Genomic DNA, 23,701 nt, shown 5'->3' with positions numbered 1-23,701 from the left:
AGATTAAAAGACTTACCATCAAAAAAAATTAAGCTAACTAACAAACAAATACACTTATGTCTACTGAACTTCAGTCTGAACTTATTCAAGCAGTTGAACTTCGCCGCAACTTTGCGATTATTTCTCACCCTGATGCAGGTAAAACTACACTAACAGAAAAACTCCTCCTGTACGGAGGTGCAATTCACGAAGCTGGGGCGGTTAAGGCGCGACGGGCACAGCGTAAGGCTACGTCTGACTGGATGGCGATGGAGCAGCAACGGGGTATTTCTATTACTTCCACAGTGTTGCAATTTGAATATCGGGACTGTCAGATAAATTTATTAGACACACCGGGACACCAAGACTTCAGTGAAGATACTTATCGCACTCTGGCCGCCGCCGATAATGCAGTGATGTTGATTGATGCGGCAAAAGGTCTAGAACCCCAAACCCGCAAATTGTTTGAAGTGTGTAAGTTGCGGGGTATCCCAATTTTTACATTTATCAACAAGCTCGATCGCCCAGGAAGAGAACCTTTGGAACTTTTGGATGAGATTGAGCAAGAATTGGGATTGCAAACCTATGCAGTAAATTGGCCGATTGGTATGGGCGATCGCTTTAAAGGTGTTTTTGATCGACACAAGCAACAAATTCACCTCTTTGAACGCAGCGCCCACGGCAGCCGAGAAGCCCGTGATACGATAGTGGAACTAGGCGATCCGAGAATAGAAGAGCAGCTAGAACAAAGCCTGTACTACCAACTGAAAAATGATCTGGAACTGTTAGAAGGAGTTGGGCCAGAGTTAGATTTACAGCTGGTACACGAAGGCAAAATGACGCCTGTGTTCTTTGGTAGCGCCATGACTAACTTTGGTGTAGAGTTATTCCTCAAGTATTTCCTAGAGTATGCCCTCAAACCCGGTTCTCACTACAGCAGTGTTGGCGAAGTTCCCCCTACATATCCAGAATTTTCGGGGTTTGTCTTCAAACTGCAAGCGAACATGGACCCGAAACATCGCGATCGCGTCGCATTTATCCGGGTTTGCACTGGCAAGTTTGAAAAAGATATGATGGTGAATCACGCTCGCATTGGTAAACTCATCCGTCTTTCTCGCCCGCAAAAACTCTTTGCTCAAGAGCGAGAATCGATTGATGTGGCTTATCCTGGCGATGTGATCGGTTTGAACAATCCTGGTGTTTTTGCGATCGGGGATACAATTTACACGGGACAAAAGCTCGAATATGAGGGGATTCCGTATTTCTCGCCGGAACTGTTCGCATCTCTGAGGAATCCCAACCCCTCGAAGTCTAAACAATTCCAAAAAGGCGTTGCGGAATTGCGAGAAGAAGGTGCTGTGCAAATTATGTATTCAACTGATGAAGCCAAGCGCGATCCAATTTTGGCGGCGGTGGGTCAGTTGCAATTCGAGGTGGTACAGTTTCGCTTACAAAATGAGTATGGTGTAGAAACCATATTAGATTTATTGCCCTACAGTGTCGCCCGTTGGGTTGAGGGTGGTTGGGAAGCATTAGAAAAAGTGGGACGAATATTCAATACCACTACAGTTAAAGACAGTATGGGACGACCAGTGTTGCTATTCCGCAACGAATGGAATTGTCAACAATTACTGGGCGACCATCCAGAGTTAAAATTAAGCGCGATCGCTCCAGTTTTTTCTAGTCAACAACCAGTGGAAGAATGAAGAATACAGAATTCAGAATCTAGAATTCAGAATTAGTCCTACAAAATAGCTAACTGAATTCTGACTCCTGACTCCTGAATTCAATCTTTATCATTCACTTGACAAGCAAAACTTGGGCGCGGTTGATTTCCACGGCATCCGAGGTTCGCGCTTTTGCACAAACGTGGATCATTTAGAAGAGATTGGAGTGCCAGAATTTGTATGCCTTCACATGCCAAACCGTCTTTGGAGGCTGGTTTAGTTGCCCTCAAGCAGGGAAATTACCAAACAGCGATCGCTCAACTAGAACCTATTGCTAGCAGCCAAAGTAATGGTACTGCTAGCTTACAAGCCCAGGTTGGTTTAGTGATGGCTTATGCACGGATTGGAGAAGCCTCCAAAGCGATCGCTATTTCTCAGAATCTCATTGAGAGTAACAATCCGCAAGTTCAAGAGTGGGCAACACGCGCTCTCGAACACCTGACAAAACGTCAAAAACGCGATCGAGAAGCAAAAAATGTCGAAACTGGATTTGTTGCTTTTGATAATTCAACCCCAAATTCAACGCCAGATTCAACCCCAGTTACTCCCCCGGAAACTCCGACATTAGAGGAAGCAAAAGATCAAGTAATAGAAACTAAGAGCAATGATACCCCGGCGATGGTGCCACTAGCTAAACTCAAAGCTACAGTAGCGACACCATTGCCAGCAGCAGGATCTGTGCCATTAAGCGGCTTCATGGGTTCTGTTACCCGCACCCAAGCTAAATTATTCGGCGTTATTTATTGGCGACAAGCACAACGCGCCAGAGCATGGCAACCCCTACGCAAACCGAAATTAATCCCTTTACGGTTGCTAACAGCAGGAACATTCATTGCTCTGTTTTGGGTGATCCGAGAAATGCTCAAGTTCGCAATGGGATTCATCAACCAGACTTTAGTTAAACTACCTTATCTAGAGCCATTGCAGCTTTTATACAGCGACCCCACTAAATTGTTGCTAATAGTATTGGTGATTTTAATCGGAGTATCACCTTGGTTGCTGGATTTGCTACTGGCGAACTTGTATGGTCAGCGAGAATTTTCTAAAGATGTATTGAATGCCCATAGCCGCGAAGCTGTTCGGGTGCTACAACGTTGTTGCCAACAGAGGCACTGGCCGTTACCCAAACTGCGGATCTTACCAACGGCTGCACCAATTATCCTAACTTATGGTAGTTTACCACGTAATGCCAGGATTGTTGTAAGTCAGGGGCTATTAGAGCAACTAGCTGATGATGAAATCGCCATTATTTACGCCACACAGCTAGGGCATATTGCTCACTGGGATTTTGCTGTGATGTCTTTGTTACTGCTGGTGACACTACCAATTCATCAGCTATATCAGCAAGTGTCAAACTGGGGAGACAAAATATCGGGGAAAATTTGGCGATCGCCGGTGGCAATTCTGGCTAGTATTATTTATGGAATTTGGTGTTTGCTGACTGGGACTACATTGTGGTTGTCGCGGTTGCGGCTTTATTATAGCGATCGCGTCGCCTCTGAAATTACTGGTAATCCCAATGCCCTGATTCGCGCTTTACTCAAAATCGCCATTGGCATTGCAGCAGATATCCAAAAAGAGGAACAGACAAGTTGGCAACTAGAAAGCTTAAATCTCCTGACACCAGTCAGCCACCAACAGAGCCTTTCTTTGGGCACTATTGCCAGCAATCTATCTTTTGAATCATTTTTGAAGTGGGATATTGCCAATCCCTATCGCCAATGGTTTACGATTAATAATAGTCATCCCTTGATGGGCGATCGCATCGAACGCCTCTGCCAAATAGCCCGTCACTGGCATCTAGACACTGAACTACATTTTGCTAACGAACCATCAAAAGTTAAGCGTCAATCTTTCTTATTACAAATCGCTCCCTGGTTGGGACTTCCTTTAGGAGTTTTGTTTGCAGGTTTCTTCTACCTAGCCTGGCAATTAGTATTCGCACTCAAGTTATTTTTAAATTTAAAGTGGGGATACGATGGTTGGTCTTTAATTACAGGCTCCCTTCTGATTGGCTTTAGCATAGGTACACTGGTACGGATTAATTCTTTCTTCCCCGATATTAAACCTGCCACTGTGCAAACTGACGATTATCTACCCAACCTGTTAGCTGACCCTTCCGCCTTACCAATTGATAGTATCAGCGTGTGTCTTGTAGGTAAATTATTAGGTCGTCAAGGCACTAGCAACTCCCTAGCGCAAGATTTAATCCTTCAATCAAGCGCAGGTTTAGTGAAATTACACCATGTTTCTTGGTTAGGACAGCTAGTTAGTCACCAGGATCTAATTGGTAGACAAATTATCGTCACAGGTTGGTTCCGCCGAGGAGCAACACCTTGGATCGATATCCAAACCCTGGAAACTCAAAGTGGTAAAACCATTCATAGCCCTCATCCCATTTGGTCTACTTTTTTAGCAGTTGCAGCACAGGCTTGGGGCGCATACATTTTTCTCACTAGTTAGTTATTGGGCATTAGTCATTAGTCATTAGCAATTGGACTTTGGACAAATCGGAATGTAAACAAAAGTTGCAGGTTTTCTTGAAAAATGTTACATTTATTTACACAAACAATAGCAAGCGATATAACTCAGCACTACAGCTTAGTTGTAGATTCGGATGCTTTTTTCCCCGCTCCATACCTTTTATCCTCCCAACACAGCAGGAGATTAACCAGCCACTGGCTGGTTTTTGTTTCAAAATATGCTCCCTTGAAAAAAAAAATGTGTTTTATGTTACAATGCAGTAATACTAATGTCGGAAATGTATGCGCTAAACTAGCTACGTAGAAAATACCGTGGTAATGTAAGGAATGGTATTTGATTCTGCGAAAAAAGGCATGGAAGAAAGCGTGTATTTTAGCAGGCAATAGGCTATTAAATTTACAATTCTTAAAATTAAGGTGTTATTAGCTCACCATAGTGTGGGCCTTTAGATTAAACAAGCTTGATCCCGACGAAAAACTGTATTGTTGTATAGGTTGACAGTTCCGATCAAAAAAATTGGTTGATGGCAGTCTTGGTCAATAGCATCTATTTAATTAAAAGCCAAAGCCAAGTGATTGTTTTCTTGCCTTGCCATGTTCATTTAACTCTGGAGGTATAGTTCATGTCCATTCGCCTATATATAGGTAATTTGCCTAAAGAAGAAATAGATCGTCAGGATCTGCAAGCAGTTTTTGCAGCAGAAGGTGATGCTGTAACTACTAAATTAATTAAAGACCGTAAAACTGGCAAATGCCGTGGTTTCGGTTTTCTTACAGTTAACAACGACGAGCAAGCTGACGAAATTATTGAAAAATATAATGGTCAGATGTTCAAAGATACTCCGATTAAGCTAGAGAAGGCATTACCTCGGACAAAAGGTGATGAGGGCGAGGAGCAACCTCCAAAACCAGTTACTGCTGCTAGTAGTACCCCCACTCCTAGCCCTAATAGAGAAGGTAGCCGCCGCGAGAAAAGCTCTAAGAAGCCTCGTCGTGGCGGTAGTAGCGGCGGCGGTTCTCGTGAAAACAACACCACAACCACCGATTCAGACGCTATTCGTCCAGATCCTCGTTGGGCTTCGGAATTAGAAAAGCTAAAGCAGATGCTAGCTGCACAAACTACGAATTAATCCTTAAGGGAGAGAAATTAAAAATTAAAAATCAGAATTTTTTTTTGATTTTTAATTTTTAATTATTTATTGATTATTCTCTAGTACGCCACGGCGGAATATAGAGCAACCATTCAAAATCCCTAAAAAGCTGATTCCATAATACTTTTGACTTTTGACTTCCGCCTTACGGTACTAGCTGCTTAGTTAAAAGCTAATTTCAGCTAATGTGACTGTGTAGGCGCGGATCTTTATAGGCATCCCATAGTAAAATCAAGCTATACATAAATTTCGCGCATTCTATATACTTACGTAATAGTATAGGATTACTATTTGATTTTTGAACAAAATTAGGTATTGTAGAGTGTGTTAGAACGGAGTTCGTAACGCACTATTATCATAGGTTTGATGCGTTACGCTGTCGCTAACACATCCTACGCATATTTTCAGAAATCAAACTGGATTCCTACAGTAAACTTATAGTGATACAATAGTCACTTCCATAGAGTTGCTGTTAAAACTTGTTTATAAAAAAATTAAGTTTTTGTGATTAGGCAGATTGAAAAAGCTGACTGAAAATGAATGCGAAGCCTACGGCAGGCTGCGCCTACGCAGTAATTATCTAGATTTGACAGGTTATAGCTAGCTGAGATGCCAAGGTGAACGGTCGGCGCGTAGGCGTAGCCCGCCGTAGGCATCGCTCTAAAGATAATCTACACTCAAAGTGATACCGATCATTTGCAGCTTCTGTTATGTCCTCAACTCTAGATTCTTTGCCACCTGCGCTCGCTAAAATTGTCCAGCGCTTTCAACGCGCTTCCGAACCGAAGCGACGCTACGAACAGCTAATCTGGTATGCTCAGAAGCTCAATGAGTTCCCAGAAGCTGATAAATTACCTGAAAATAAAGTTCCTGGTTGCGTGTCTCAAGTTTATATCACAGCAGCCTTAGATGACGGTAAGGTTGTGTTTCAGGGCGATTCCGATTCTCAGTTAACCAAGGGATTAGTCGGGCTTCTGGTTGAAGGATTACATGGACTAACACCAAGTGAGATTGTCCAGCTTACTCCAGATTTTATTCAAGAAACAGGTTTAAATGTTAGCCTGACACCTTCCCGCGCTAATGGGTTTTACAATATTTTTAAAACCATGCAAAAGAAAGCATTGGAATGTAAGTTAGATTTGCCTAGCTAAACTTGGTTATTGGTCATTAGTCATTTGTCATTAGTCATTTGCAAAGAACAAATGACAACTGACAAAGGGCAAATAACGTATAGTTACCAAAATTTGGTCTTATGTCAACAAATTTATTATCTACCTCTGCTGCCACTGGTTTTGGTGGAGTGGTTCAAGAATATCTCTGGAATTGGGAAAATCAGCAATTACGCGTTGTTTATGAAACCCTTGGTAAAGGTTCACCGTTATTGCTGCTACCATCTTTCAGCAGTGTTTCGACGCGTTTGGAAATGGGCGAACTTGCTAAGTTACTAGCTCCCAATTTTCAAGTTGTAGCCATAGACTGGCCTGGATTTGGTGAATCTTCTCGCCCTAGTTTGAATTACCGACCGGAAATATATCAGCAATTTCTGGAAGATTTCGTCAAAGCTATTTTTAATATTCCCATTACTGTGGTGGCGGCCGGTCATGCTACTAGTTACGTTTTACAATTAGCTGTCAAAAAACCGGCTACTTTCTTACGAATTTTGTTGTTAGCTCCTACTTGGCGTGGGCCTTTGCCGACAATGGGGGCAAGTCAGCAAATAGCTGGTATGGTGAGAGAATTGGTGCGATCGCCTATATTTGGTCAAGCTCTCTACAAACTCAACACTACCCCATCCTTCTTAAGTTTGATGTATCGCCGTCATGTCTTTACCGACGCGGCTAAAATTACACCCACTTTCATCGAGAAGAAATGGCAAACAACTCAACAACCAGGAGCGCGATTTGCATCTGCTGCCTTTGTAACTGGTAATCTTGATGCTGTACACGAACAATCTGATTTTCTGGGACTTGTGCAGTCTTTAACTGTACCGCTCATGGTAGTAATTGGGGAATCCAGCCCCCCTAAATCACGAGAAGAAATGAACGCTTTGGTAGCCTTACCAGGAGTGAGAAGCGTTTTCATTCCTGGTTCTCTTGGACTGCATGAAGAATACCCAGGAGTTGTTTCAGAAGTAGTTCAAGATTTTTTGTTCTCTTCAGAAAATTAAATCTTTACATTGCACCTTGGTACGAGGCTAGTTCTATACCCTGATTTCTCACCATATCTCTCAAAACCTTGTGCAGGGGAGCAGAGGGGCAGAGGGGATTGAACTTGGCACGTTGAATTCTCCCCTGCTCTTCTGCAACTCTGCATTTCAAGCTTGTGAGAAATGCGGGTATAGAACTAGTCCTTTCAAGATGGGTAAAAATATTGGTCAATAAATTCTTTTAAACCGCAGAGGCGCAGAGGACACAGAGAGAAGCAAATGCAGTTCTCGCACTTTTTCTCTCTGCGCTCTCTGCGCCTCTGTGGTTCGTTAAAAAAATGTTTTTTGATTAAATTATGTGATTATTTTGCTGAAACCCAAAATAACAGCAAGTTCGCACAAAAATAGAAAAAGATTTATCATGGGCGAAAATGATTATCCATAAGGTGAGACAAGAGGAATTTAGAGTATGGTGGCTGACGTAATCAATAATTCAGTTCCCGTTACTGTTCTTACAGGCTATTTGGGAGCAGGTAAAACGACTCTACTAAATCACATCCTCACCTACGAACATGGCAAAAAAGTTGCTGTGATTGTCAATGAATTTGGGGAAGTGGGTATTGATAATCAATTGATTATCGATGCAGATGAAGAAATATTTGAAATGAATAATGGCTGTATCTGTTGTACAGTGCGCGGCGATTTAATTCGCATCATTGGCAATTTGATGAAGCGGCGCGATAAATTTGACCATTTAGTAATTGAAACGACTGGATTAGCCGATCCAGCACCAGTAATTCAGACATTTTTTGTTGATGAAGATTTGCAAAGCCAAATGTCTCTAGATGCGGTGGTGACAGTGGTAGATGCCAAGCATATTTGGCAGCATTGGGATGCAGACGAAGCCCAAGAACAGATTGCCTTTGCTGATGTAATTTTACTTAATAAAACAGATTTGGTAGCGCCAGAAGAGTTGGATGAATTAGAAAAACGGATTCGGGCGATGAATGCGATCGCAAAAATCTACCGTACCCAAAATTCTGAATTAGGGATGGATGCTTTATTAGGTGTAAAAGCCTTTGATTTAGATCGTGCATTAGAAATTGATCCAGATTTCTTAGGCGAAGATGCTCACGTACACGATGAAAGCGTCTTTTCTGTGGCTTTAGTAGAAACAGGTGCAGTTGATGGAGAAAAATTAAACGCTTGGCTTTCAGAATTACTGCGTACCCAAGGCCCAGATATCTTTCGCATGAAAGGCATTTTAAATATTGCTGGAGAAGATGATCGATTTGTATTCCAAGGCGTCCACATGATATTTGATGGCAAACCCGATCGCCCCTGGAAACCAAGCGAAACCCCCAAAAACGAACTAGTGTTCATCGGCCGCAACCTTGATGCAGCCCAACTCAAGCAAGATTTTCTCGCTTGTCTAGCGTAAATAAAAAGTTAGGAGTTAGGAGTTATGAGTGATGAGTTAAAAATTCCTAACTTCTAACTTCTAACTCCTCACTTCTATAGAAAATTATGAACTCCACAACCAGCAAATCTAAGGAATTTGAACAACACTATTCGGGGACGCTTTCAGATTATGTAACTGCGATCGCTTGGTCGCCACAAGGTAAAACTTTAGCAGCAACTTCTGCCGCCGGTGAAGTAGTTTTGTGGAATGATGGCGAACTCACAAGCTTACAAACTGGTAATGGTAAATCAATAGACTGTCTAGCTTTTTCACCAGATGGAAAATTTTTAGCCGTTGGTGGACAAGATGGACAGGTGAAAATTTGGCGCGATACTGAATTAATCGCCACCTTGGAAAATGCCCCCGCATGGGTTGACAAGCTAGCTTGGAATTACACCAGTAACCAATTAGCTTTTAGTTTGGGGCGTTACGTCCAAGTTTGGGATGCAGATACTCGTGAAATTGTCGTAACGCTGAATTTCGATAACTCTTCAGTATTGGGTATAGATTGGCGCATTGACGGACAATACTTAGCCATTAGTGGTTATAAGGGAGTGAAGATTTGGCATAGTCAAAACTGGGATGAAGAACCATACAGCTTAGATATGACTACTGTCAGTTTAGCGATGGCTTGGTCGCCTGATGGAAAATTCCTGGCTTCTGGCAACATGGATCGTAGTGTCACCGTTTTAGAATGGAACAACCCTGATCCTTGGGTAATGCGTGGCTTCCCTGGTAAAATTCGCCAATTGGCATGGTCAGAAGCTACCACGAAACTGGGTGCGCCAATACTGGCATCTTCTAGCGTTGAAGGTATTGTGGTGTGGGAAAAGCTAGAGGATGATTCTTTAGGCTGGGAAGCGCGAGTATTAACTAATCATGTGGGTGTGATCAATGCGATCGCCTTTGCACCCAAAAGCTTCCTTCTCGCTTCTGCTGCTGCTGATGGCTGGTTGTGTTTGTGGAATAAAGCCAAAGAAGTATCCCAAATTATCACAGGTGTCTCAGGAGGATTTTCCACCCTAGCTTGGCATCCCCAAGGGAAGTTACTGGCCGCAGGCGGTGAACAGGGCGAATTAGTTGTATGGTCAAAGGTTTTGCGGGGTCAAGGATTTGGGCGCAGTTAAGCAATACTCAGTAATTAAAGTTGAAAGTGATCAAGTTATTAGCTATGCTGTATCAGCAAAGGTCTCTTTGTGTGAATTATGAACATAGTCAAACTGATTCTACTTGCCTGTCCCGCATTTCTGGTATCCATGCTGCTGGTAGTCAATCCAGCACACGCATCCAGTCTGAAATCTGCTTATCCTACCCAAATTATGACGGTAGTATCTAGACAACAAATTCCTGATCTGGCAACACCAAAGTTGACTCAAACATCGAATCCGATTACTGATCAGCTTGGTTGCAATTGTGCCAACTGTGTTCAAGCTAAATTTCAGTCGCTACAAGGCAAGCTGCCATCAGTAGGTTTTTAATAAACTTAGGAATTATGAATATTGTAGGAGCACAGCATTGCTGTGCCCTTATTAATTTTATGAGCTTTTTGTCTGTAGCGATCGCCTACGGCATACACTCATTGCGGCATAATTATTTATGATCTTCGCTAAAGGTCACGCCTGAAAAACAAGGTAAGAAAGCTGTTAGGTAAATTCCTAGATACTGAGAAAGCTGCTGGTAAGCCCCTGAAATTGGTGCAACCGCCATCTGCACCCAAGCTGTTAAGCTCTTGTTAAAAGAGCTAGTCTGGGGATTAGAAAACTTGCTAGAGTGAACAGAGTTAGCCTTAATGTCTAATCCCCAAAACCTATACATCTCATGGATTTTGCTAATATTGCATCCCAGCTAAACGCTGGAACGATTTTGCCAGAGGGGATTGTTATTCTCACCCTCTTGGGGGTTTTGATTGTTGATTTGATTTTGGGGCGTACATCCGCACGCTGGATTGCATATCTAGCGATCGCAGGTTTGTTTGCTTCGATTGTCGCCCTATATTTTCAATGGGACTCTCCTAATCCCATCGGTTTTACCGGTAGCTTTAACAGTGATGACCTGAGTATCGTCTTTCGCGGTATTATTGCCTTGTCTGCGATCGCCACTATACTGATGTCAATTCGCTACGTTGAGCAGAGCGGCACCGCTTTAGCAGAGTTTCTTGCTATTTTGCTGAGTGCTACTTTGGGAGGGATGTTTTTATCCGGGGCTAGTGAGTTGGTGATGATTTTCATCTCCCTAGAAACCCTGAGTATTTCCTCTTATCTGTTAACAGGTTATACCAAGCGTGACCCCCGCTCCAATGAAGCGGCGCTGAAATACTTGTTAATTGGAGCTTCCAGCACGGCAGTATTTTTGTACGGAGTATCACTGCTGTATGGACTATCTGGAGGACAAACTGAACTAAGTGCGATCGCTAATGGCATTGCCACAGCTAAAATCGGTCAATCTTTAGGTTTAGTGATTGCGCTGGTTTTTGCGATCGCAGGTATTGGCTTCAAGATCTCCGCAGCACCCTTCCACCAGTGGACACCAGACGTTTACGAAGGCGCTCCCACCCCAGTCATCGCCTTTTTATCTGTCGGTTCCAAAGCAGCTGGGTTTGCCCTAGCCATCCGCTTGCTGACAACAGCCTTCCCCTTAGTTGCTGAGGAGTGGAGGTTTGTCTTCACTGCTCTGGCCGTTTTGAGTATGATCTTGGGTAACGTAGTCGCCCTAGCCCAAACCAGTATGAAACGGATGCTAGCTTATTCATCCATTGCCCAAGCTGGGTTTGTGATGATTGGCTTGATTGCTGGTACACAAGCGGGCTATGCCAGTATGATATTCTACCTACTGGTTTACCTATTCATGAACCTGTGCGGCTTTACCTGCATCATCCTATTCTCACTGCGGACGGGAACCGACCAGATTGCCGAATACTCTGGTTTATATCAAAAAGACCCACTTTTAACACTGGGATTGAGTATCTCTCTGCTTTCCTTGGGTGGTATTCCACCATTGGCTGGGTTTTTCGGCAAGATTTACTTATTCTGGGCTGGTTGGCAAGCAGGTCTTTATTGGTTAGTCTTGCTGGGCTTAGTTACCACCGTCGTCTCCATCTACTACTACATTCGTGTAGTCAAGATGATGGTAGTCAAAGAACCCCATGAAATGTCCGACTCGGTGAAGAATTATCCACAAGTGCGTTGGGATTTGCCTGGGTTAAGACCTTTGCAGGTCGGGTTGGTGGTAACATTAATTGCCACTTCCATAGCAGGGATTTTGTCAAATCCACTGTTTACATTGGCGAACAATTCCATCTCCAATACTCCAATTTTGCAAGCAACAATCAACACTAATGTAAAAGCAGAAAATCCCCTGCTTTTACCAAAGTTGGATTCGGTTAGCCAGTCTCAACCTTCAGTTGATTCTACCGCTAAGATTTAACCGAGTCTCAAGCAAACTTTTTACTTGAATAGACGCCTGTTTGCTCATTAGCAGACAGGCGTTTCTAATATTTTTTAATAAAAAATAAAATTTATAACTTACAGCAGAATTCAGGAGCAAAGCCGGAGACGCTCCAATACGGTTCGGTTAAAGGGCAAAGGGAAAAGGTATTGGTTTTCAATACATCCTTTACCCTTTACCCCTTACCCTTTCCCCAGACCACAAGGAAAGTGAAAAATGCTTATCCGAACCGTATTGGGAGACGCTCCGCCAAGGCGTCAGAATGGGCTACGCCCCACTGCGCTAACAGAAGTAAAACAGGCTTTATATAAAAAATATAACTAAAAAATCATGATTATATTTATTTATGGTTTCTTGCAATTCTACTTTCGCATATCCCAGATTATTAGTTGCAATCATTCCAACATACATAAAATTTTTTCTTCTGAAACCGTAATTAATTACGAATTCACAAATTATTTGGTAACTATGAACTACTACCAAAATAAACACTTATATTTATTAAAATTAACTTAAATAATTGATATATTTGCTAGTTTAATGAATTGGAATAGTGATTATAAATTCAGAACCTTCTCGTAACACAGAATTTACTTTCAAAGTTCCTCTATGTTTTTGGACAATTATTTGATAGGCGATTGATAATCCTAATCCTGTCCCTTTTCCCACAGGTTTGGTTGTGAATAAATGGTCAAACATTTTTTGTTGAACATCAGCCGATATTCCTACACCATTATCTTGAATCCGAATCAATACATGATTTGTATCTTCAATTAGGTTAGTATGAATTGTAATTTGATTGGGATTTGCCTTAATTGTATCAAAACTCAGTCCAGAATTAGACTCTTCTAAAGCATCAATAGCGTTTGCCAATAAATTCATAAATACTTGATTCAGTTGTCCTGGAAAACATTTGATTGGAGGAAACTCGCCATAGTTTTTAACTACTTGAATATCAGGACGAATCTTATTAGCTTTCAAACGGTGCTTGAGAATGATAAGAGTGCTATCAATACCTTCATGAAGGTTAAAAAAAACTTTTTGTTCTGTATCTGCTCTAGAGAAAATTCGCAAGCTATCGCTAATGTTACAAATACGATCGGTACCTTCTTTCATCGAGGAAATTAGTTTAGGCAAATCCTCACGCATATATTCAAGGTCAATCAACTCGATTGTTTTTTGAATTTCCTGAGATGCTTTGGGATAAGTCTGCTGATAAAGGTTTATCAGATGTAATAAATTTTCAATATATTCTTGAGCCGGAGTCAGATTACCTGCTATAAAGCTAACTGGGTTGTTAATTTCATGAGCTACATCTGCAACAAGACTTCCCAAGCTAGACATCTTATTCTGCATTATCTGAAGATTAAGAAGCATCATTTCTAGTTCCTGGCTTCTTTCTTCTAGATTATTTTGATATTCCTTTAACTCCTCAATTACTGTCCTAAGCAAAGATTCTTTTTTTTGATTTATATCTTCAAGTTTTATCCGGTCTGATTCAGAACGCTCCAATTGCTTTTGGATAATTCTATTTGCTTTTTTTAGTTCCTTAATCTCTTTTTGATAATCCACAATTTCCATTAGCTTCTACCGATTTCCCAAAATTAAAGTTACAAAAGTTTCATTGTGAAATTGCGTTTGGCTAATTCGATCTATAGGAGCAATTTCTCCATAAGAATAAAATCCACAGGCAGGTAAATAGCCAGTCAGAGGAACTTTCGTATTCTGATACTCTTCTTGTGCCCTCGTACCCAGTATTTGCCGACGAGCTACACATGAAAAGAACAAAACAGCACTAGGTTCTGTACCTTGATAATTATCTAAAGCATTCATGAATGATGCTTTGGAAGCTGCCAAAATATCTTCATAAGCTGCTTCTGAAATTTGAATAACTGCTTGATCGGGAATATCTCCAAAAAAGGTTATGCTACCAGATTCTTGATTGTAACTAATAGGTGCTCTTATATAAAAATTTTCTCCATTCTGATCAAACACTGCTAGTGGATATTCCATTGAAGGAGGAAGTAAACCAAGATAATGATGATAAAAATCTAAAGCTGGCTTACCATCTATTTCATAGAGTATGTTCTTATCCACCTTAGTTACTTTACTTGTTTGACCAATGGGATGCCAACCACTTGCAACAGCGTGGGAAAACAATATTGTGCCAGAAAAAATCAGAATTGGTACAGAATCACTTAATACTTCTGTTTGAAAAAATTGATATGTATTTTGATATCTTGACTGATCGCCTGCCAAACCACCGAATATTGGCACATGTTGCCCAAGAGATAATTTTAAGCCATTCAATATAGACACACCACTAATTGTGAGGCTCTCTGGATGAGTTAAACATAGCTTTGGCTCTGCGGTACTTTTGGCTTTGGCTTGCTCCACAGCTTGTTTAGTTGCAGTAATTGGATCACCTGAAACTTTGCGTCCAACTCCTGCATAAATTTCAACTTCGTCTGAGCAAAATAACATTAACGTGATTGAGTCCTGCTGAAACTCTAAGACTGAAGAAATTTCTCCATCTGTTGTCCCACCAATCAACTCAATCCCCGGAAAAGCCTGATGAATTTGCTGCAAAATTAGAGAATGCTCAAAGTCAATTGCAGCAAAAAGAATCCCCGCTTTCGGTATATCTCCTGCAAGAAAAGTGATACATTGCTGAATAACTTCTTCAACTGCTGATAGAGAATCTGGATCGTTACTGTGACCGACTACTGCTTTAAACATAAATTTATCTATATGGAGAATTATTTGTACTATGATTTTCAGATAGGAAGCTTAATGATGAACTCTGAACCTTGTCTTGGTGCTGAATTTACTTCCAGAGTTCCTCCATGTTTCTCGACAACAATTTGACGAGCAATTGATAATCCTAAACCTGTGCCTTGACCCACAGGTTTAGTGGTGAATAAATGATCAAAGATTTTTTGCTGGACATCAGGTGACATTCCCACGCCATTATCTTTAATCCGAATCAAAATATGTTTTTTGTTTTCAGTGAGGCTAGTCTGAATTAAAACTTGATTGGGATTTGCTTCAATTTCAACATACGGTCGTCCTACATTCGACTCCTCTAAAGCATCAATAGCATTAGCTAATAAGTTCATAAATACCTGATTTAGTTGTCCGACAAAGCATTCTATTTCTGGCAAGTTATCATAATCTCTAATTACCTGAATATCGGGATGATCCTCGGATGCTTTTAAGCGATGTTTGAGAATCATGATTGTGCTATCAATGCCATCATGAATGTTGCAATAAACTTTGCGATCGCTATCTGCTCGAGAAAAGTTTCTCAGACTGATACTAATGTCGCGAATGCGCTGAACACCCTCTTTCATAGAAGAAATTAAGTTAGGTAAATCGGCAAGCATATACTTCAAATCTATTGCTGCAATTTCCTCTTTAATTTCTGGGACAGGATTAGGATAATGTTGTTGATAAAGGTTAATAATGTTACTCATGTCTTGAAAATATGCTGAAGCATGTTGAAGATTACCATGAATAAAACCAACTGGATTATTAATTTCATGAGCAACTCCTGCTACTAATTCACCAAGGGCAGACATTTTTTCTGTTTGTACAAGCTGAAGTTGAGACTCTTGTAAGTCTTTTAATGCCCTAGATAAGGCTGCTGTCCTTTCTGTAACTCGTTTTTCTAAATTTTTTGTGAGATTTCGTAATTTAAGATGGGTTTTAATTCTAGCTAATAATTCTTCTTCATGAAAAGGCTTGGTAATGTAATCAACTGCCCCTATATTTAGACCTTTTACCTTACTGTCAGTATCAGAATCCGCCGTCATAAAAATTACTGGAATATCACAAATAGATGAGTTTTGTTTCAGTCTTTTGCAGGTTTCAAACCCATCTATACCCGGCATCACTACATCTAATAAAATCAAATCAGGGGGATTATATTCAACTTGCTTTATTGCATTTTCTCCATTATTTTCTGTCGTAACGTTAAAACCTCCATTAGTTAATATGTTAAAGACAATTTCTAAGTTTGTAGTAGTATCATCTACCACTAGAATGAAACTATCTTCTGGTAAATCAAACGTTTTTATATCTGTCTTGTAATTCATGTATTTAACTGAATTTAACTCCTTGTTACTTATTCACTATTGGCTCTGCGATCGCAGCTAAGTCACCTTTGCTTTATTGGCGGACTGACTGACAAATCTTTAGCCTAATAATCCTATAGTTCCCAAAAACTCTGATAACAGCAACATTTTCACAATAAATTACTCTATGCGACCGCAGGAGCGATCGCTACAGTATGAACATGAGTCATTAAATCAGTTATCAGTTATCAGTTATCAGTCCTGAAAGCGTATGGTGGGGGATTTAGACCCGCCACCAACGCATTCCACCTCTTTGTGGGGGACTTAAACCCAGGGATAAATAGATCACTGATAACTGTTTACTGTTCACTGTTCACTGTTCACTGTTAATCTTCATCTTGACTACAGATGAATATCCTCTTTCATGAAGGCGATTGGCTTGAAATTAGTTATTATTACCCTTTTCCTTTAAAAAAAGTAGTGTTAATTGAATTTAATATTGCTACTGAACAATATTTTTTATAAAGGCGATCGTTATGAAGTTAGTTATTAATACTCTTGTTGTTTTAGACAAGTAGTATATTTTTTATAGAAATAATATTCCTGCCACTTACCTCTTACTGACTCTGTAAGCATGTTATCTGTATTTATCCTGAACACCTACTTATGTAAATAATATTTTTTTAAAATTTAATTTTAGTATGATTTCGGATATCTTTTTTAGAAAAAGAAATAACAATAAATAGTTAAGTCTTGGAAAATTTATATATTCTTTATCAGAATTTTGATGCAAAGATAATTTCTGAACTGCATACATCAAAACTGGTATCGAAGAAGTTATTTCCAAAAATGTATATTGGATATTTTTAATAACTATATTGGTTATGGAAAAATTAATTTCTGCCGATTTGTTCTGTCCTTTCTCATCGCAAATCAATACAAATATTGATGTTTTAGAAGAGTATGCTCTTGAATGGGTACTTGGTTTTAATCTTCTGGCAAATGAATCATCTTATCAGCGTTTCTGCAAGTCTAAATTCTTTTTGATGGCAGCTACTACCTATCCTTATTGCAACTTTCAAGAGCTGAAGATAGCAAATGACTGGTTAAGTTGGCTATTTATTTGGGATGATCAATGCGATCTATCAGACTTGAAAACAAAACCTGAATCTCTAAAAGCTTTTCACAAGAGATTTATAGAAATATTGAAAGGGGCACAAGTTACAAGCCACGATATACCTCTTAGTCGTGCTTTAAGTAACTTACGAGAACGGATGCTTGAAAAAGCAAGCCTGAAATGGTTAAATTATTTTATCTGCGGCTTTGAGAAATATTTATCCGGTTGTTTTGAGGAAGCAAATAACCGTGTAGATGGAATTGTACCCGATATGGACACTTATATTGAAATGCGTAGGTTAAGCGCAGGTGCAGATGTTGCCTTGCCATTAATTGAACTTTGTAATCAGTTGATAATTCCTGATTTTTTACGACAACAGGATATTTTTAAACAACTTAATGAAATTACAAATAACCTTCTTGGCTGGTCTAATGATATCTTTTCATTATCTAGAGAATTGGCAACTGGTCATGTTCATAATTTAGTATTTGTATTACATTGCCAACACAAAATTTCTTTAAAAGAAGCAATGAAGCTTGCTACAAAAATGCACGATAATGAAATACAAAAGTTGTTACATTTGGAAGCAAATATTCTATCTTTTGGAGAAGAAATAGATACTGAATTGGCAAAATATATATTAGGAATTCATGCTTGGATACGTGGGAACCTCGATTGGTATTCCTTCACTGCTCGCTACAAAACTGTAGAAATGCTGGAGCTAGCTAAATATTAATTAAATAGTATAGCTTACAAATAAAAAAGGAGAGTTAGATGACCGTCTTTGGTTTGTCTGAGGGAGAAAGATTTCAACAGCTTAAGCATCTATAGCAGTCCGCTTTGATTTTTGAAATTATTTGCGTAGACAGGGAGTCGGGAGTCGGCAAGAAGCCTTTTCGGAGGGTACTGATTTTTTTCAAAAATCAAATACAGCTAATGCTTTTAACTTTCCTCAGCAATTTCACCAAATAGTCGTTTTAACATTCGGAGGAGGAGCGATCGCACTCCTTCTTCCACCGCTTCTGATATACTTGCGCGTCTATAAATGCTTCTTCACTTCGAGAAACTTTATTCGTAGCCATAATTATTTTACGGAGTGCGTAGGCGTAGCCCACCGCAGGTATCGCATGTCCCTACGTCCGCGATAAAATTCTTGAAGCAACAGCGCACTCCATAACAATGCAAATTAACTGGCAAACTGCCAAAACCTACGAAGACATTCTGTATCAAAAAACTGATGGTATTGCAAAAATCACCATCAACCGTCCCCATAAACGCAATGCTTTCCGTCCTGAAACAGTCTTTGAACTGTATGATGCTTTCTGTAATGCTCGTGAAGATACTACTATTGGCGTCGTCTTATTTACTGGCTATGGGCCACATACAGATGGAAAATATGCCTTCTGTTCTGGTGGCGATCAAAGTGTGCGGGGACATGCGGGTTATGTGGACGATACTGGCATCCCTCGCTTGAATGTATTGGACTTACAACGCCTGATTCGTTCCATGCCGAAAGTGGTGATTGCTTTAGTAGCTGGATATGCGATCGGTGGTGGACATGTCCTACACTTAATTTGCGACCTTACCATTGCCGCCGATAACGCTATTTTCGGACAGACTGGCCCGAAAGTCGGCAGTTTCGACGGTGGTTTTGGAGCCAGCTATCTCGCCCGCGTTGTGGGACAAAAAAAAGCTAGAGAAATTTGGTTTCTCTGCCGTCAATATGATGCACAACAAGCGCTAGAAATGGGCTTAATTAATTGTGTCGTCCCAGTCGAGCAACTAGAAGCTGAAGGTATTCAATGGGCACAAGAGATTTTAGAAAAAAGTCCGATCGCAATTCGGTGTCTCAAAGCTGCGTTCAACGCTGATTGTGATGGACAAGCTGGTTTACAAGAACTTGCTGGTAATGCCACCCTACTTTACTACATGACAGAAGAAGGGTCTGAGGGCAAACAAGCCTTTCTTGAAAAGCGTCCACCAGATTTTCGCTCTTTTCCTTGGTTACCTTAAAACTGCAAAAATCGCACCCTCTACCAAGGTGCGATTTTTATAGATATCAACGTTTACAGCACTAAAAATCTTAAAAAAAAATCTTATCTTAAGCAAACTACAAAATTAGTTCAGTAATAATGGATGACTAAATAACGACTGCTTTAGTCTTTAGCTGTTCAGATATAGAGGCAGCTATTTCCTCAATAGGGGCAAGAACAGCATTGTCTAAATCTGAGACTAAAGAATGAGAAGATGTTAAAACTGGGGCTACATCTGGCAAACTCCAAGCATCCTCCAAGGTTTCCCAAGAAGGTGCAAAAGGTGGAAGCGCCAAAGAGCAAGCCTTCCAAGTTGCTTGAACTGGTGCTCCCAATTGCTGACACGTTCCGCCACGGCGACCCTCTGGCTGGTAATGACGGCAATATTTACAGGCAGATGCTAAAAATTTAATGGGTTTCATTTGGATTCATCTTTAGTGCCGTTTCCGGCTGAATTTCATCTTTATATTTTGCTTCTATATATAAAGACAGATAAATGCCAAAAAGCCATTATTTTCTATAGGTTTCAGCGATCCCGACGAAAAAATAAACTTTAGGATATTTTTATATTCTTGTTATATTTTTCAATAATTCCTAGAGTGGTTACCTATGGTTTTTGGCTAAAACTTATTAGGGATCAAGACTAAAACTGAAGCTTTTGATTTATTTAGCCTTTTAACTTCCTCCTTAAGGATAGCTAAAGGCATATAAATTCAGATAAATAGTCTGCTTTTTATACCACATTAGACATATTTTAGCAGTAAAAAATATTTTTTCTAAAGAATTAAAATTATATTTATGTGAAACAGCAAGTTTCTTGAGGATAAATTTTGTTCAAAGAATAATCGCTAAACTATTTTACTTTCAATTTAAAACTGTTTAGCAGCACAGACAGAACAGACTTCCCAGCGCTGGAGTTCGCCGGGTGGGGTGGGAGATTGACACTGGGGACAAAGAGGTAAGCCATGCGATCGCGATCGCATGATCTTCGTCCAATGCCCAAAAGCAGCATTTACATCCTTAGTGGATGTTACATCAGGGCGGCTAATCTCATCACCAAGATAACTGGGATGCTCATGGGGCGAAACCGTTTGTTGCTGTTTTCTCTCCACCAATGGATTCTGCCAGTTAGCAGTAGAGAAGCGAATATCAACCAAAGGTGTTGCCAGGTTTTTATTCAACTTTAAAAGCAGAGACGAACGGCCAAAAGTCAGGTTTTGCGCCCAAGCAGCACTAGAAGTTGCTACCGACAAAACATCGCGCTGAATCGACAATGGTCGAGTATTTGCGGCAACCACTGGGCCAACAACTTCTGGCCAAAACTTGAGCAGGCGTTGAAATGGTTGCTCTTGCCATTTAGCCTGCTTTTCTAGAACGCCCAAAATATCATTAATTGATTTCAACGACATCGTTAAAAATGGGGAGTGGGGAGTCGGGGAGATGAGGGAGATGAGGGAGATGGGGGAGAGAGAATAACTAATGCCCAATGCCCAATGCCCCATGCCCAATTCCCAATCTATCTATTTAGATAATTTTCGCTACTATTGTCACAAATATATCTAAATGTCAGTTAATTCCAGCAATCTACGTTTGAGGCACAGAGGCCATGACTCAAAACCCCCTGAATGATTCCGGTACTCAATCGTCTAAAACACCTGGGTTGAAACCAGCACTAGCAGCAGCGCTAGCGAGTTTAGAAGTGCCGCTAGATCAAGAGTTAGCTCGATACCGACGCACGCGAACTGGTTTGGTGGCAGCAAAGCAGCCTCGTGTTGCAACTTACATGAGCAGTCAATCTCAGCCGTTAACTGCCATCCCTACAACATCGGGCACAACTCATTCATCAGTCACGGTCATTAAACCTAACGTGTCACCCACATCCGTACCCGTGAATCTTCAGAGAAGTTCAGCGCCAGCTACGGAAAAAATTGACGTACCAACGACATCTTCTCTAGCTGTGAATCCTCAAAAAAACCCAGCGTCAGCTATGCCAAAAATTGAGGAACTAAATAATCTTAAGGTGCCCTCCGTCTCTGATTATGTTAAAACACAAACTCCACTTCCCCCGCCGCCGCCCAACTTTAGTAGCAGCATAGTGCCAGCAATCGTTAAAGATACTAAGAGCGAAAACCTTTTGCAGCCAGATGACACCCCTAAGCACCCAGATGACTATTTGGAATCTAGTGAAGCACTGCTGCGAAGTCTGACAGAAGAACAACTAGAAACCAAAAAACCAAACAGTTCTAGCGATAGTCTGCTATCACCTATGGGTATCGGCTCGATGTTGCTGCTATTGGTAGCGAGTCTTACCTTGGGTTATATAGTGTTCAATCCTAAAAGCTTACCAGAATGGAATTTAGGTAAGTTGTTTAATGGGAACTCGTCTCCTACACCAGAAAATACTCAGGAAGTTGGGAGTAATGTCCAACCTCAGATCCAACCACCAAGCACATCTATACCCAAGTATCCAAATCTAGCTGCTCAAGAGTTTCCTGAGGTGAGAGACCCCAATGATGTAGTTGGCTTAAAACCCAAAGTCCAACCAACCCTCGCAGTAGTGCCTAATCCAGTCGTTCCTCAAAACCCCGCAAATCCTCAAGCGCCATTGCCTGAACCTAACACAGCCCTAAAATCGACAAATCCGATCGCTTTAGCACCAGTACCGACAGTACAGCCGTTGCCTCCCCTGAATTTGCCTCCCACTTCAACGGCAAAAACCTCACCTAAGCCAATTGCAACCTTACCAAAGCTGGATGCTGAAATCAAACCAGCAACAGATGGGTTCTATCATGTAGTGATAGATAATAAAGATGGGGCTTTGGCATCAGCACGGCAAGTAATTCCCGATGCTTATTTATCACCCAACAAAGAATTAGTTTATTTGGGTGCTTTTAAGACTAAAAAGCAAGTAGAACAACATCTGAAATTGTTACAGGCAAGGGGAATCACGGCACGGGTTCAGCAGCCATAAGTTGCAAAAATCTACGATACCATGAGATAACAGTCCTGAGTCAATGAGTGCTGAGTTCTGTTAGCAGTAGTGGGGTGTTTAGCCTCTGCTAAGTGGTAGAAACAAAATATTGTTTGTTTACTGCCCCTAAAACAAAAAATATTATACTCAAAACTTTAACTAGGCACTCAGCACTCCAAAACTACTCTATGACAAAAAATATTATACTCAGGACTTTAACTAGGCAATCATTACCGGGTTTCGTGAATGGAGAGCCGACATGGCATTAATCAAGCGTATCCTGCGGGTGATTCGAGCTAATCTTAATAGTTTTATCGGCGGTGCAGAAGAACCAGAAAAGATTCTGGAGCAAACTGTCCTAGAAATGCAGGAAAATCTAGTGCGGTTGCGGCAGGGTGTAGCACAAGCCATCGCTACCCAAAAACGCACCGAACGGCAGACCGCCGCCGCTCAGTCTCAAACAGAAGAATGGTATCGCCGCGCCCAAATGGCCCTGCAACAAGGCAGCGAACCTCTAGCACGGGAAGCTTTGACTAAGCGCCAAGCCTATAAAGAAACCGCTACAGCCCTGTTTTCCCAGATAGAGCAGCAAAACGAGATAGTCGCTAGGCTAAAAAAGGATATGCGATCACTAGAGTTAAAAATTTCCGAGGCGAAAACAAAAAAAGATATGTATATTGCTCGCGCCCGTTCTGCCGAAGCGTCTTATCGCCTTCAAGAAATGCTCGGCGGAGTTTCTGCCACCAGCAGTCTGAATGCCTTTGAGCGCATGGAAGAAAAAGTTTTACAGATAGAAGCTAAATCAGAAGCAATAGCTCAACTCAGTAGCGACGACTTGGAAACACAATTTACTTCCTTGGAATCTACTAATGTAGATGCCGAATTGGCAGCGATGAAGGTGCAGGTCTTAAACGGGGCAGAAAACACACAGCCTCCCCAACAGCAGTTATCCAAAACTCAGGACTCTTGAAAAACAGGCAAGGGGGCAGGGGGAAATGATCCCATCAAGAACTTTCGTGGAATGAGGGAGAGAACATGGGTCTGAATTTCCCACTCAAGCAAATATGGTTATCGTAAAGAGCGGGAAGGTAATGGAACAGGCGAGGGCGAAT

At 41.0% G+C, this 23,701-nt stretch carries 19 protein-coding genes; 13 read left to right on the top strand and 6 right to left on the bottom strand.

Annotated elements, in window-relative coordinates:
- Positions 1-56: 56 nt before the first annotated feature.
- From prfC to CDC33_RS25295, 8 genes are all read left to right on the top strand, one after another.
- Positions 57-1,685: a peptide chain release factor 3 gene (gene prfC, locus CDC33_RS25330; RefSeq protein WP_109011261.1), complete on the top strand. Its 1,629-nt coding sequence runs from the start codon at positions 57-59 to the stop codon at positions 1,683-1,685.
- 201 nt (positions 1,686-1,886) lie between these two features.
- A complete protein-coding gene (locus CDC33_RS25325) occupies positions 1,887-4,169 on the top strand; it encodes a M48 family metalloprotease (protein ID WP_109011260.1) in 2,283 nt (760 codons plus the stop codon).
- 643 nt (positions 4,170-4,812) lie between these two features.
- Positions 4,813-5,319 (top strand): RNA recognition motif domain-containing protein, encoded by a 507-nt coding sequence (locus tag CDC33_RS25320; RefSeq protein ID WP_109011259.1) that lies wholly within the window; start codon positions 4,813-4,815, stop codon positions 5,317-5,319.
- A 731-nt stretch (positions 5,320-6,050) separates the two neighbouring features.
- A complete protein-coding gene (locus tag CDC33_RS25315) occupies positions 6,051-6,491 on the top strand; it encodes a SufE family protein (RefSeq protein ID WP_109011258.1) in 441 nt (146 codons plus the stop codon).
- A gap of 101 nt (positions 6,492-6,592) precedes the next feature.
- The gene (locus CDC33_RS25310) at positions 6,593-7,507 is read left to right on the top strand and encodes an alpha/beta fold hydrolase (RefSeq protein WP_109011257.1); all 915 of its coding nucleotides are present in this window, start codon (positions 6,593-6,595) and stop codon (positions 7,505-7,507) included.
- 448 nt (positions 7,508-7,955) lie between these two features.
- Entirely contained in the window at positions 7,956-8,927 is a 972-nt protein-coding gene (locus CDC33_RS25305; protein WP_109011256.1) for a CobW family GTP-binding protein, read from the top strand.
- Between the two features lie 86 nt (positions 8,928-9,013).
- Positions 9,014-10,075: a WD40 repeat domain-containing protein gene (locus CDC33_RS25300; RefSeq protein ID WP_109011255.1), complete on the top strand. Its 1,062-nt coding sequence runs from the start codon at positions 9,014-9,016 to the stop codon at positions 10,073-10,075.
- Positions 10,076-10,153: 78 nt separating this feature from the next.
- A complete protein-coding gene (locus CDC33_RS25295; protein WP_109011254.1) occupies positions 10,154-10,426 on the top strand; it encodes a hypothetical protein in 273 nt (90 codons plus the stop codon).
- 112 nt (positions 10,427-10,538) lie between these two features.
- On the opposite strand, the gene CDC33_RS25290 is transcribed toward CDC33_RS25295, so the two are convergent.
- Positions 10,539-10,763: a hypothetical protein gene (locus CDC33_RS25290; RefSeq protein ID WP_109011253.1), complete on the bottom strand. Its 225-nt coding sequence runs from the start codon at positions 10,761-10,763 to the stop codon at positions 10,539-10,541.
- 3 nt (positions 10,764-10,766) lie between these two features.
- Here CDC33_RS25290 and CDC33_RS25285 point away from each other — a divergent pair, with 3 nt between their 5' ends.
- A complete protein-coding gene (locus CDC33_RS25285; RefSeq protein WP_109011252.1) occupies positions 10,767-12,371 on the top strand; it encodes an NAD(P)H-quinone oxidoreductase subunit N in 1,605 nt (534 codons plus the stop codon).
- Positions 12,372-12,929: 558 nt separating this feature from the next.
- On the opposite strand, the gene CDC33_RS25280 is transcribed toward CDC33_RS25285, so the two are convergent.
- Genes CDC33_RS25280 through CDC33_RS25270 form a run of 3 tightly spaced genes read right to left on the bottom strand, consistent with a single transcriptional unit; the run spans position 12,930 to position 16,489 of the window.
- A complete protein-coding gene (locus CDC33_RS25280) occupies positions 12,930-13,973 on the bottom strand; it encodes a sensor histidine kinase (RefSeq protein ID WP_109011251.1) in 1,044 nt (347 codons plus the stop codon).
- Between the two features lie 6 nt (positions 13,974-13,979).
- On the bottom strand, positions 13,980-15,131 hold the full coding sequence (locus CDC33_RS25275; RefSeq protein ID WP_109011250.1) for an FIST signal transduction protein: 1,152 nt from the start codon (positions 15,129-15,131) through the stop codon (positions 13,980-13,982).
- A gap of 38 nt (positions 15,132-15,169) precedes the next feature.
- Positions 15,170-16,489: a hybrid sensor histidine kinase/response regulator gene (locus CDC33_RS25270; protein WP_109011249.1), complete on the bottom strand. Its 1,320-nt coding sequence runs from the start codon at positions 16,487-16,489 to the stop codon at positions 15,170-15,172.
- A gap of 863 nt (positions 16,490-17,352) precedes the next feature.
- On the opposite strand from CDC33_RS25270, the gene CDC33_RS25265 reads away from it, so the two are divergent.
- A complete protein-coding gene (locus CDC33_RS25265; protein ID WP_109011248.1) occupies positions 17,353-18,321 on the top strand; it encodes a terpene synthase family protein in 969 nt (322 codons plus the stop codon).
- A gap of 443 nt (positions 18,322-18,764) precedes the next feature.
- Positions 18,765-19,598 carry a 1,4-dihydroxy-2-naphthoyl-CoA synthase gene (gene menB / locus CDC33_RS25260; protein WP_109011247.1) on the top strand — a complete coding sequence of 278 codons (834 nt, stop codon included), beginning with the start codon at positions 18,765-18,767 and terminating at the stop codon, positions 19,596-19,598.
- Between the two features lie 127 nt (positions 19,599-19,725).
- Here menB and CDC33_RS25255 read toward each other — a convergent pair whose 3' ends face one another.
- Together CDC33_RS25255 and CDC33_RS25250 are read right to left on the bottom strand one after the other, a co-directional pair.
- Entirely contained in the window at positions 19,726-20,040 is a 315-nt protein-coding gene (locus CDC33_RS25255) for a hypothetical protein (RefSeq protein WP_109011246.1), read from the bottom strand.
- Positions 20,041-20,487: 447 nt separating this feature from the next.
- Entirely contained in the window at positions 20,488-21,027 is a 540-nt protein-coding gene (locus CDC33_RS25250; RefSeq protein ID WP_109011245.1) for a DciA family protein, read from the bottom strand.
- A gap of 197 nt (positions 21,028-21,224) precedes the next feature.
- Between CDC33_RS25250 and CDC33_RS25245 the strand changes: the two genes are divergently transcribed.
- Together CDC33_RS25245 and CDC33_RS25240 are read left to right on the top strand one after the other, a co-directional pair.
- Positions 21,225-22,589 (top strand): hypothetical protein, encoded by a 1,365-nt coding sequence (locus CDC33_RS25245; protein WP_109011244.1) that lies wholly within the window; start codon positions 21,225-21,227, stop codon positions 22,587-22,589.
- A 259-nt stretch (positions 22,590-22,848) separates the two neighbouring features.
- Positions 22,849-23,559 carry a PspA/IM30 family protein gene (locus CDC33_RS25240; protein WP_109011243.1) on the top strand — a complete coding sequence of 237 codons (711 nt, stop codon included), beginning with the start codon at positions 22,849-22,851 and terminating at the stop codon, positions 23,557-23,559.
- Positions 23,560-23,701: the final 142 nt, after the last annotated feature.

Origin of the sequence: Nostoc commune NIES-4072 (genome assembly GCF_003113895.1) — a bacterium.
In the GTDB taxonomy this organism is placed as follows: Bacteria; Cyanobacteriota; Cyanobacteriia; order Cyanobacteriales; family Nostocaceae; genus Nostoc; species Nostoc commune.
Note: the sequence above shows the minus strand (reverse complement) of the source record. Positions and strands in the feature narration are given on the sequence as shown.